The sequence below is a fragment of the Arthrobacter sp. B2a2-09 genome, assembly GCF_027587375.1.
GTDB lineage: Bacteria > Actinomycetota > Actinomycetes > Actinomycetales > Micrococcaceae > Arthrobacter.
The window spans coordinates 1-10,464 of sequence record NZ_JAMXIC010000051.1 but is presented as its reverse complement, the minus strand read 5'-3'; the positions used below and the strand labels follow the sequence as shown (position 1 = coordinate 10,464).

Sequence of the window (10,464 nt, the reverse complement as noted above, 5' to 3'; positions counted from 1 at the left end):
GCATGCTCCCTGCCCGCACAACGAGCCGAACCGGATTCAAATCATCAGCCCGGGCACATCGGTGGATCGAGGCTAAGCACCACACCCGCTGGCTCAACGCCATGGATGACTCCAAGGTGCGGTACCTGTACGGTCCTTCGCAGGATGTGGACACCGACACGCCCGCCACTCTCATCGACACCGTGGCGAGCAGGTAATTCCAGGCATGCCATGCGGCCAATTCAGTAAAGGAATTTGGCGTCGGGCGGACTGTGGGCTTTAGAGTACACGCAAAAGTTGGCAGTCCCTATAAGCCCTGGTGGCGGGGGTTAGACGCCGGCCTTGATCAGAAGTGCATCAACCATCATGAAGAAATGGGCGCGGTGATCGGTAGCGCTCGGGTCGGTCATGTATTGAAGGGCCGCTCCGTCGTAGATCATCAGAAAGGACCTTACCAGCGTAGCGACGCCTATGAGGCACTGATCACCGTTGCTTTGGGCCGCGGAGGAGAACATAGTTCCTAGTTCCACTTCATAGGCAGGATAAATTTTCGCGGCGAGCGGGCTGGTGTCGGCATTGCGTGTTGCCCACAGAATGAGTTCGATCTCAGCAAGCAGGCTTGCGGGCTCTTCCTCCAGTGAGCGCCAGTAGCCTTCGGCTACTTGCTCCACAACCTTACGAAGTCCCAAATGCACCGGGACGTCGCGGGAAAAGCGGTTCAAGTTCTTCAGCCAGGCCTCGGCGGCCGCGTCCATGAGCTCGCCCTTATCGCTGAAGCAATAATGTGCCGTGGCCAAGGGGGCATTAGCCTCCTTGGCAATGGCCCGCATCGTCACAGACTGAACGCCCTCACGCCTCATGAGTTCCACGGTCGCTGAAATTAGCTGTTCTTTTCGTTCCACTGCGGATACCCGCATAGCTCACTCTCCAGTCTCCCGATTTCGGCCCTACAGAGACACTTCCTCAAGCCTATCCTTGGGCCACAGTAAAGGGGTTAGATCTTCATTATGAACCATTGACTCGAACAGGCGTCCAACAGCAAGGGCGGAATTCACGTTGATCAGCAAGGCGCTCCACCACACCTTCATTTGCCGGGCTCCGGGCGTAGGTGTTGACCAGCAGCGCATTGCTTGCCGCATATGTGAGCGCCAGGACCTGCCGGTTCTGCCGTGTGCTTCTTCTGACTGAATGCTATCGGCTCATCCACCCAACCAGCGTATGGGACGATCCACGCGGCAAACTACCCAAACAGGTAGCTTAAACCATCCAGAATTAGCGTTTCCCCTACCCCCAAATGATAGAAGGATGGATGCCAGGCCCACCTCTTTTTTGGAAAGGCAGCCCGATGCTACAAACTTCAGATTCTTGTCTTGATACGTGGATGGGCCGAGAAGCTCTCGCCGAGGCCATGATTCCGGTGATCGGCCGGCTGTACCGCGAAAACAACGTGGTGACCAACATCCATGGCCGCAGCCTAATCAACAATTCCACCACGTACATCCTCAAGGCACACCGCTTCGCGCGCCGGATCAGTAAGGACGAATTGCTCCTGGAGGAGACTGCCCCGCTGCTGAATACCTTGGCGCAGCTGCAGCTCGGCTCGGCCTCGATCGACATCGCCCGCCTGAACCAAAAATTCAAGGAAGAGGGCAACGGTGCCACCCTGGAGGAATTCCTCCGCGCGGAACTCGCCGAGCTCGTGGGCAAGCGCGGCAGTGGCGACCGCACCAGCACCGACTTGGTGCTCTACGGCTTCGGCCGGATCGGCAGGCTCCTGGCCCGGCTCCTGATCGAAAAGGCCGGCGGCGGGCACGGCCTGCGCCTGCGCGCCGTTGTTGTCCGGCGCGGGTCCGACAACGACCTTACCAAGCGCGCCAGCCTCCTGCGCCGCGATTCGGTTCATGGTCCCTTCGAAGGCACCATCCGGATCAACGAGGATGCCGACATCATCACGGCCAACGGCGTCCAGATCCAGGTCATCTACTCGGACAACCCCGCCACCATCGACTACACCGCGTACGGCATCAACAATGCCTTGGTGGTGGACAACACGGGCCGCTGGCGCGACGCCGAGGGCCTGTCCCAGCACCTGCAGAGCAAGGGCGTCGCGCGTGTGCTGCTCACTGCCCCGGGCAAGGGCGAGCTGAAGAACATCGTCCACGGTATCAACAACGGCACCATCGAGGACACGGACCGGATCGTTTCCGCGGCGTCCTGTACCACGAACGCCATCACACCGGTCCTGAAAGCCATCAATGACAGGTTCGGCGTGGTTCACGGCCACGTGGAAACTGTCCATTCCTTCACTAATGACCAAAACCTGATCGACAACTTCCACCAGGGCGACCGGCGCGGCCGCTCAGCGGCACTGAACATGGTTATCACCGAAACAGGCGCCGCCAAAGCCGTGTCCAAGGCGCTGCCTGAATTGCTGGGCAAGCTCACCGGCAGCTCCATCCGTGTTCCCACCCCGGACGTTTCCCTGGCCATCCTGAACCTGAGCCTGGAAAACGGCACCACCAAGGACGAGGTCAACAACTTCCTCCGCGAAATGTCACTGCACTCGGACCTGCGTAGGCAGATCGACTACATGGACTCGCCCGAGGTGGTCTCCACCGACTTCGTCGGCTCCCGCCGTGCCGGCATCGTTGACGGCCTCGCGACCATCTCCAACGACAAGAACCTGGTCCTCTACGTCTGGTACGACAACGAATTCGGTTACAGCTGCCAGGTGGTCCGCGTCATGGAACAGATGGCGGGCGTGAACCGGCCGTCCTTCCCCACCACGGACGTCGTCGAGGAGGCCATGTCGGTGCTTGCCGCCTTGGGATAAATTCAACCGCTGCTTAATCGAGCCGCGGCCATCGCACCAGCCCGCCGGAGACCTTACGGCGAGCACAGCAGAAAGGTATATCCAATGAGCAAAACCTTCCAGCCCACCGAGCTCTTCGAGGGAAAACTAGACGAATCTCTGCTCGGCCCTCCCTTGGCCGAGGTGCTAGGAGATGAGATTCCAACAAGAATTTCCATTCCCTTCATCAGCGACGACTCTCGCATCCTCTCTGGAGTCTGGGAGGCCGAGCCTGGCCTCTCGCGGTGGGAGTTTTTGGAGCGCGGTGAGGTGATTCACGTCCTTGAAGGGCGCATGGTGGTCACTGAGGATGATGGTGAACCGGTCACTCTGGAGGCTGGAACTGCCGGCTTCTTTCCAATCGGGTGGCGAGGAACTTGGGAGATCCAAGAACGGATAAGAAAGTTCTTTGTGATCTTCGCGGCCTAACCCTGTGCCGGTTCAGGCCCGGGGGTCCATGCCGGGCCTGACACGTTGTGATCAGGAGTGGGGTTCCTGGTAGGGGCAGTTGGTACCGGATTTTCCGTATATTTCAATTGTTTTGTCTAAGGCTCAATCGGTAGCGGCGTTCGGCGCGACGGCCATCGTGCTGTCCGAATGTGCCGCATAAAAGATTAGACCTGGGCGACAGGACCAGGCCCTTGTAATTTCATTTGAGTCGCACCTCACACCTCTCACTACGCTCTAGGTGAGCTCGGCGTGGTGCTTTGCCTATAAACCCTCTCTAGGATTTGAGCCGAAACATGAAAATTGGAATCCTCACCAGCGGAGGCGACTGCCCCGGACTGAACGCCGTCATCCGCGGCGCCGTCCTCAAGGGAATTGCCATTCACGGCCAGGAATTCGTCGGTTTCCGGGACGGTTGGCGCGGCGTCGTGGAGGGCGACGTCATCGCCATACCCCGGACCACGGTCCGCGGTATCGCCAAGCAGGGCGGCACCATCCTCGGCACCTCGCGCACCAACCCCTTTGACAACGGCGGTGGCCCTGAGGTCATCAAGGCGCACATGGACCGGTTGGGCATCGATGCGATCATCGCAATCGGCGGTGAGGGAACCTTGGCAGCCGCGAAGCGCCTGACCGATGCCGGGCTGAAAATCGTAGGCGTCCCAAAGACTGTGGACAACGACCTTGACGCCACGGATTACACCTTCGGTTTCGACACCGCGGTGCAGATCGCCACGGAAGCCATTGACCGGCTGCGCACTACCGGAGAATCGCACCACCGCTGCATGATCGTCGAAGTGATGGGCCGTCACGTGGGTTGGATTGCGTTGCACGCGGGCATGGCTGCGGGCGCGCACGCCATCCTCATTCCTGAGCAGAAGGTCAGCATCGAGGAGATTACCCAGTGGGTGAAGGAGGCCCACGCCCGCGGACGCGCACCGTTGGTAGTGGTGGCCGAAGGGTTTGTTCCGGAGCATATGGACTCGCCGCACTCCGAGCGCGGGATGGACACCTTCGGCCGTCCCCGGCTCGGTGGGATCGCGGACCAGCTGGCCACGGAGCTGGAAGCCCGCACCGGCATCGAAACCCGTGCCACCATCCTGGGCCACATCCAGCGCGGCGGCGTGCCGTCAGCCTTCGACCGTGTGCTGGCCACCCGGCTGGGTATGGCCGCCATCGACTCTGTGGTGGAAGGCTTCTGGGGCACTATGGTTGCCCTGAAGGGCACGGAGATCGAACATGTGAGCTTCGAGGAGGCCCTAGGCCGGTTGAAGTCCGTTCCTCAGAAGCGCTACGACGAAGCCGCAGTCCTGTTCGGCTGAGCTGCCGGCCCAAAAAACAGTCTCGAAAGTTCCCTGGGGCGATACCGCGCGGATAATTCCTCCTGCCCGCGGTGCTGAGCCCAAGCGTACTGGTCCCATGGAAGGAGTTCACCTCCGACCACCACTGCGCTGCCACATGGTCAGGACCACTGCTTTTCCACAAGGGAGGCCTTCAGCACCTGACTCCAGTTGATCGCAGACCTCGGTCTCGGAAGGCACGAGGGTGGGCTCAGGACCATGAGGTTCTCGTCGAACTCGTCATCCATGCTTAGAAGGTCTTGCCTGCGGAACCGAGCTGCTGGGTTGCTTTCACGATGCGGGCTGCCAGGCCGGCTTCAGCAGAGGCGCCCCACACGCGGGGATCGTAGGCCTTCTTGTTACCGACCTCGCCATCAACCTTCACCACGCCGTCGTAGTTCTTGAGCATGTGGTGCACCACGGGGCGCGTGTAGGCGTACTGGGTGTCGGTGTCGATGTTCATCTTGATTGTTCCGTACGAAACTGCGTCGGCGATTTCCTTGTCCGAGGAGCCGGACCCGCCGTGGAAGACGAGGTCAAACGGCGACTCCTTGCCGATCTTCACACCTACCTGGGCTTGGATGTCATTCAGGATCTCCGGGCGCAGCTTCACGCCGCCGGGCTTGTACACGCCGTGCACGTTTCCGAACGTCAGCGCGGTGATGTAGCGGCCATTCTCGCCGGCGCCGAGGGCCTCGATCGTTGCCAGGGCATCTTCCACGGTGGTGTACAGCTTGTCGTTGATGGCATTCTCCACGCCGTCCTCCTCGCCACCGACGGTACCGATCTCGACCTCTAGGATCATCTTGGCAGCAGCGGTGCGCTCCAGCAGTTCGCGGCCGATGCGCAGGTTTTCCTGCAGCGTCTCGGCGGAGCCGTCCCACATGTGCGAGTTGAACAGCGGGTTGCGTCCGGCCTTGACCTCGGCCTCGGAGGCTGCTAGTAGCGGCAGGACAAAGCCGTCCAGCTTGTCCTTGGGGCAGTGGTCGGTGTGCAGGGCGATGTTGACGCCGTAGTTCTTGGCCACTTCGCGGGCGAAGGCCGCGAAGCCCAGGGAACCGGCAACCATGTCCTTTGTGGAGGCGCCGGACCAGTAGGCAGCTCCACCGGTGGAAACCTGGACGATGCCGTCGGACTCTGCCTCGGCGAAGCCACGCAGGGCTGCATTCAGCGTCTGCGAGGACGTGACGTTGACGGCGGGGAATGCGAAGCCGTCCGCCTTTGCGCGGTCGATCATCTCGGAATAGATCTCGGGGGTTGCAATGGGCATGCTGACTCCTAAAGTGAATTTCATCTACGGGCCCGTCCTTGCTGGTCAGGGCCTTCCCCGACTTCTGTACGGTTGTCAGCCGAACGGGAAGGCGGCATCTTCATAGCGTTGAACGGGACCGATCTTTGGCTTGCGGTTGGCTTCTGCGATGCTCACCCAGACGAGGCCCCTTGCTCGCAGTGGGACAACGATGCAGCGCTGGTGAGATCCCGATGCGGTCCACCGCTTCCGCGGCGATCTCCACTGCGGCATCGAAGCCAAACGAGGAATCTGTCGCGGCGAGGCCATTGTCAATTGTTCTGGGCACGCCTACCACAAGCAGGCCAGCCTCCGAGAGCTTCACTCCCCTTTTGACGAAACCCGCGCCCGGACCCTTGGTGAAGCGCCAAGTTAATCGGCAACCTCGCCGGTGGTTTCAAAAGCGGCGATCTTGCCGATGCGGCGCTCGTGGCGCTCGGCATTGCTGAATGGTTCTGCGAGAAATGCCTCGATCAGTTCGGTGGCCTCCTTAACGGTGTGCTGGCGGCCCCCCACTGCTACCACGTTGGCGTCGTTGTGTTCGCGGGCCAGTTTGGCAGTGTCGAGGTTCCATGCCAGGGCCGCGCGCACGCCTTTGACCTTGTTCGCGGCGATCTGCTCGCCGTTGCCCGAGCCGCCCAGCACGATCCCGAGGGCGTCCACGCCAGCGGCCTGGTCGGCCACGACTGCGGACGCGGCCTTGATGCAGAATTCCGGGTAGTCGTCCTCGGCGTCGTAGGCCGCAGGCCCGTGGTCCACCATCTCGTAGCCGTTGGCTGACAGCGCCTTAATGAGGTAGGAGCTGAGCTCCAGGCCGGCGTGGTCGGTTGCAATGTGAACGCGCATGAGTGATCCTTCAGGCTGGTTGGGGTGCGGTGTTGTTGAGGTGCGGTGTTGTTGAGGTGAAGGCGAGCTGGCCGTTCTCGCGCAGCGACTCGATGGCGTCCGCAGGCGACGGCCTACCATACACGGCCGATCCGGCCACAAAGATATTGGCGCCGGCCTCAGCGGCGCGGGTGATGGTTTCCTCCGTGATGCCTCCGTCGACTTGGATGGCCACGTCCACCCCCGAACCCTCGACTGCCGCGCGGGCACGGCGGATCTTGGGCAACATGACGTCCAGGAATGCCTGGCCGCCAAAGCCTGGCTCCACCGTCATGATCAACAGCATGTCCAATTCGGGGAGCATGTCCAGGTACGGTTCCACCGGGGTGGCCGGGCGCAGTGCCATACCCGCCTTGGCCCCTCGCGCGCGAAGTTCGCGGGCGAGCTTGATGGGGGCGTCGGATGCCTCGACGTGGAATGTCACCGAGTACAGACCGGCGTCGGCAAACTGCGGCGCCCAGCGGTCCACATTGGAAATCATCAGGTGGCCATCCAACGGCACGGGACTGACCTTTTGCAACCTTTCTACGACGGGCAGGCCGATGGTCAGATTCGGCACGAAATGGTTGTCCATGACGTCCACGTGCACGGCGTCGGCGTTGCTGATGCGGGCCAGCTCGGCCTCGAGGTTGACGAAGTCGGCCGAGAGGATGCTGGGGTTGATGCAGCACTTCAGGGGTGAAATGGACATGGTGTCTGCCTTTCGGTAGATATCGGCCACAAGTGGCGTGGAGACCCAAGGGGGTCTCCACGCAGCCGGGACAGATGGCGGATAGCTCGGTGGTTAGGATGCCTTCCGTGCAGTGGCGAGGGCGCCTTCGACGTCGGCCAGTAGTTCTTTCCAGCTGGCCACGAACTTGTCCAGGCCCTCGGATTCGAGGATTGAAACGACGAGGGCGTAGGAAATGCCCTGAGCCTTGATGGCGTCGAGGATCTGGTTGGCTTCGTCGTAGGTTCCGGAGATGGTATCGCCTGTGACCACCCCGTGGTCGAACGTGGCGTCGAGAGTCTTCTCAGGCATAGTGTTGACCACGCCGGGCGCTGCCAGTTCGGTCACGTAGAGGGTGTCCGGATATGCCGGGTCCTTGACGCCGGTTGAGGCCCACAGGGGACGCTGCGGGCGTGCTCCGGCTGCGGCTAGGACGGCCCAGCGCTCGGTGGAGAACAGCTCTTCGTAGATCTGGTACGCCAGGCGGGCGTTGGCGACGCCTGCCCTGCCCTTGAGGGCCTTTGCATCGGCGGTGCCGATGGCGTTGAGGCGCTTGTCAATCTCGGTGTCCACGCGGGAGACGAAGAAGGATGCCACGGAGTGGATCTTGGAGAGGTCGTGGCCGTTGTCCCTGGCCAATTTCAGGCCGGTCTGGAAGGCGTTGATGACGGCCCGGTACCGTTCCAGGGAGAAGATAAGGGTCACGTTGACACTGATGCCCTCGGCCAAGGTTGCGGTAATGGCTGCCAGGCCTTCCAAGGTCGCGGGGATCTTGATGTGGACGTTGTCTTTGTCCACCTTCTTGTAGAGTCGCTTGGCCTCAGAGATCGTGCCCTCGGTGTCCCACGCCAGGCGGGGATCCACCTCGATGGAGACACGGCCGTCCACGCCGTTGGTGGCGGCGGCGATCGGGGCGAACAAGTCGCATGCGTCGGCCACATCCGCGGTGGTGATCTCGAAGATCGTCTCTTCAACGCTGGCGCCCTTCGCGGCGAGCTCGGCAATCTTTGCCTCGTAGTCCTTGCCGGAGGTGATCGCGGCTTGGAAGATGGACGGGTTCGTCGTCACCCCAACAACATTCTTTTCATCGATGAGCTTTTGCAGGCTGCCGCTTGACAGCCGTTCACGGGAAAGGTCATCCAACCAGATGGATACGCCTGCGGCGGAAAGCTGTGCGGTGGGTGTTGCGTCGGTCATGGCTCTGTTTGTCCTTCGAAATTGGTGGCAGCTTGCGGCGGCCCTGCGGGACCCTTTTGGAGTATCCCGCGGCGCCGCCGCACTGCAGTTGGGGGTGTTAGTTGCCTGCGGCGGCCAGGGAGTCCTTGGCTGCGGCAGCTACTGCTTCTGCCGTGATGCCGAATTCCTGGAAGAGCCGCTTGTAGTCAGCCGAGGCGCCGAAGTGCTCGAGGCTGATGGAACGTCCGGCGTCGCCGACGAATTCCTTCCAGCCCAGTGCCAGGCCGGCCTCAACGGACACGCGGGCCTTCACAGCTGCGGGAAGTACGGACTCACGGTACGCTGCGTCCTGCTTGTTGAACCACTCGACGCACGGCATGGAGACCACGCGGGTGGCGATGCCCTCGCCCTGGAGCGTTTCGCGGGCGTTCACCGCGAGCTGGACCTCTGAACCGGTGCCGATCAGGATGACCGAGGCCGGGACCGTCGCACCGTCCTTCGAAGCCTCTGCCAGGACGTAGCCGCCCTTAGCCACCCCAGCCGGGGAAGCGAAGGTGTCGCCTGTTGCTTCACTGTTACCGCGGGCGAAGGTCGGGACGTTCTGGCGGGTCAGCACGATGCCGGCCGGGTTCTCGTGGTTCTCCAGCATGGTCTTCCACGCGATACCCACCTCGTTGGCGTCGCCCGGACGGACCACGTCGAGGCCCGGGATCGCGCGAAGGGTGGAGAGTTGTTCCACCGGCTGGTGGGTGGGGCCGTCCTCGCCCAGGCCGATCGAATCATGCGACCACACATAGATGGACGGGACGCCCATGAGGGCGCCGAGGCGGATGGCCGGCTTCTGGTAGTCACTGAAGATCAGGAACGTACCGGAGAACGCCCGGGTCCGGCCGTGCAGCGAGATCCCGTTCACGATCGACGCCGCGGCGTGCTCACGGATGCCGAAGTGCAGCACCCGGCCGTACGGGTTGCCCTTCCACGCAGCCGTGGAGCGGGAAGCCGGAATGAACGACGGCGAACCCTCGATGGTGGTGTTGTTGGACTCGGCGAGGTCGGCGGAACCGCCCCAGAGTTCCGGAAGGACCGGGCCCAGCGCATTCAGGACCTTGCCCGACGCGGCGCGGGTGGAGACTTCCTTGCCTGCCTCGAAGACCGGCAGGACGGCGTCAATGCCGGCGGGGAGCTGCTTGGCTTCGATGCGCTCAAGCAGTGCCGCGTTCTCGGGGTTGGCGTTCTGCCACGCGCTGAAAGCCTCGTCCCACTGCCCGCGGGCAGCAGCACCGCGTTCGACGACGGCACGGGCGTGAGCCAGCACGTCCTCGTCAACCTGGAAGGAACGCTCCGGGTCGAAGCCCAGGACTTCCTTCAGGGCTGCGACTTCCTCGGCGCCGAGGGCGGAACCGTGGATCTTGCCGGTGTTCTGCTTCTTGGGGGCCGGGTAGCCGATGATGGTGCGCAGCGAGATGATGGACGGCTTGGACGTCTCGGCCTTCGCGGCCAGCAGTGCGCCATAGAGTTCCTGGACGTCTTCGACGTATTCGCCGGTGCGGGTCCAGTCCACGCGCTGGGTGTGCCAGCCGTAGGCCTCGTAGCGCTTGAGCACGTCTTCGGTGAAGGCGATGTCGGTGTCGTCTTCGATGGAGATGTGGTTCTCGTCGTAGACCACCACGAGGTTCCCCAGTTCCTGGTGTCCGGCCAGGGAGGAGGCCTCAGAGGTGACGCCTTCCTGGAGGTCGCCGTCGGAGGCAATGACCCAGATGGTGTGGTCGAACGGGCTCTCGCCGGCGGG

At 62.3% G+C, this 10,464-nt stretch carries 11 protein-coding genes; 4 read left to right on the top strand and 7 right to left on the bottom strand.

Annotated elements, in window-relative coordinates; translation table 11 throughout:
• The coding region (locus NFJ07_RS25315) for a hypothetical protein (RefSeq protein ID WP_269998842.1) at positions 1 to 197 on the top strand (197 nt) is incomplete at its 5' end.
• Positions 198 to 308: 111 nt separating this feature from the next.
• On the opposite strand, the gene NFJ07_RS25310 is transcribed toward NFJ07_RS25315, so the two are convergent.
• Positions 309 to 896, bottom strand: coding sequence for a TetR/AcrR family transcriptional regulator (locus tag NFJ07_RS25310; RefSeq protein ID WP_269998840.1), 588 nt, complete (start codon positions 894 to 896; stop codon positions 309 to 311).
• Positions 897 to 1,324: 428 nt separating this feature from the next.
• On the opposite strand from NFJ07_RS25310, the gene NFJ07_RS25305 reads away from it, so the two are divergent.
• From NFJ07_RS25305 to NFJ07_RS25295, 3 genes are all read left to right on the top strand, one after another.
• Complete coding sequence (locus tag NFJ07_RS25305; protein WP_269998839.1) at positions 1,325 to 2,812, top strand: glyceraldehyde-3-phosphate dehydrogenase; 1,488 nt, start codon at positions 1,325 to 1,327, stop codon at positions 2,810 to 2,812.
• A gap of 84 nt (positions 2,813 to 2,896) precedes the next feature.
• On the top strand, positions 2,897 to 3,259 hold the full coding sequence (locus NFJ07_RS25300; RefSeq protein WP_269998838.1) for a cupin domain-containing protein: 363 nt from the start codon (positions 2,897 to 2,899) through the stop codon (positions 3,257 to 3,259).
• Between the two features lie 314 nt (positions 3,260 to 3,573).
• Positions 3,574 to 4,599 (top strand): ATP-dependent 6-phosphofructokinase, encoded by a 1,026-nt coding sequence (locus tag NFJ07_RS25295; RefSeq protein WP_269998836.1) that lies wholly within the window; start codon positions 3,574 to 3,576, stop codon positions 4,597 to 4,599.
• 268 nt (positions 4,600 to 4,867) lie between these two features.
• Here NFJ07_RS25295 and fbaA read toward each other — a convergent pair whose 3' ends face one another.
• The 6 genes from fbaA to NFJ07_RS25265 form a co-directional block, all read right to left on the bottom strand.
• Positions 4,868 to 5,887, bottom strand: coding sequence for a class II fructose-bisphosphate aldolase (fbaA, locus tag NFJ07_RS25290; protein WP_269998835.1), 1,020 nt, complete (start codon positions 5,885 to 5,887; stop codon positions 4,868 to 4,870).
• A 100-nt stretch (positions 5,888 to 5,987) separates the two neighbouring features.
• Positions 5,988 to 6,230, bottom strand: a complete 243-nt coding sequence (locus tag NFJ07_RS25285; RefSeq protein ID WP_442865404.1) for a 6-phosphofructokinase — start codon at positions 6,228 to 6,230, stop codon at positions 5,988 to 5,990.
• Positions 6,231 to 6,277: 47 nt separating this feature from the next.
• Positions 6,278 to 6,751, bottom strand: coding sequence for a ribose-5-phosphate isomerase (locus NFJ07_RS25280; protein WP_269998833.1), 474 nt, complete (start codon positions 6,749 to 6,751; stop codon positions 6,278 to 6,280).
• A gap of 10 nt (positions 6,752 to 6,761) precedes the next feature.
• Positions 6,762 to 7,481 (bottom strand): ribulose-phosphate 3-epimerase, encoded by a 720-nt coding sequence (gene rpe, locus NFJ07_RS25275; RefSeq protein ID WP_269998832.1) that lies wholly within the window; start codon positions 7,479 to 7,481, stop codon positions 6,762 to 6,764.
• 93 nt (positions 7,482 to 7,574) lie between these two features.
• Positions 7,575 to 8,696 carry a transaldolase gene (tal, locus tag NFJ07_RS25270; RefSeq protein ID WP_269998830.1) on the bottom strand — a complete coding sequence of 374 codons (1,122 nt, stop codon included), beginning with the start codon at positions 8,694 to 8,696 and terminating at the stop codon, positions 7,575 to 7,577.
• 97 nt (positions 8,697 to 8,793) lie between these two features.
• A partial coding sequence (locus tag NFJ07_RS25265) for a transketolase family protein (RefSeq protein WP_269998828.1) occupies positions 8,794 to 10,464 on the bottom strand: 1,671 nt, incomplete at its 5' end.

Excerpts from the sequence above, each read along its gene's own strand:
- NFJ07_RS25310 (WP_269998840.1), bottom strand. The coding sequence starts at position 896 with ATGCGGGTATCCGCAGTGGAACGAAAAGAACAGCTAATTTCAGCGACC.
- NFJ07_RS25305 (WP_269998839.1), top strand. The coding sequence starts at position 1,325 with ATGCTACAAACTTCAGATTCTTGTCTTGATACGTGGATGGGCCGAGAA.
- NFJ07_RS25300 (WP_269998838.1), top strand. The coding sequence starts at position 2,897 with ATGAGCAAAACCTTCCAGCCCACCGAGCTCTTCGAGGGAAAACTAGAC.
- NFJ07_RS25295 (WP_269998836.1), top strand. The coding sequence starts at position 3,574 with ATGAAAATTGGAATCCTCACCAGCGGAGGCGACTGCCCCGGACTGAAC.
- fbaA (WP_269998835.1), bottom strand. The coding sequence starts at position 5,887 with ATGCCCATTGCAACCCCCGAGATCTATTCCGAGATGATCGACCGCGCA.
- NFJ07_RS25280 (WP_269998833.1), bottom strand. The coding sequence starts at position 6,751 with ATGCGCGTTCACATTGCAACCGACCACGCCGGCCTGGAGCTCAGCTCC.
- rpe (WP_269998832.1), bottom strand. The coding sequence starts at position 7,481 with ATGTCCATTTCACCCCTGAAGTGCTGCATCAACCCCAGCATCCTCTCG.
- tal (WP_269998830.1), bottom strand. The coding sequence starts at position 8,696 with ATGACCGACGCAACACCCACCGCACAGCTTTCCGCCGCAGGCGTATCC.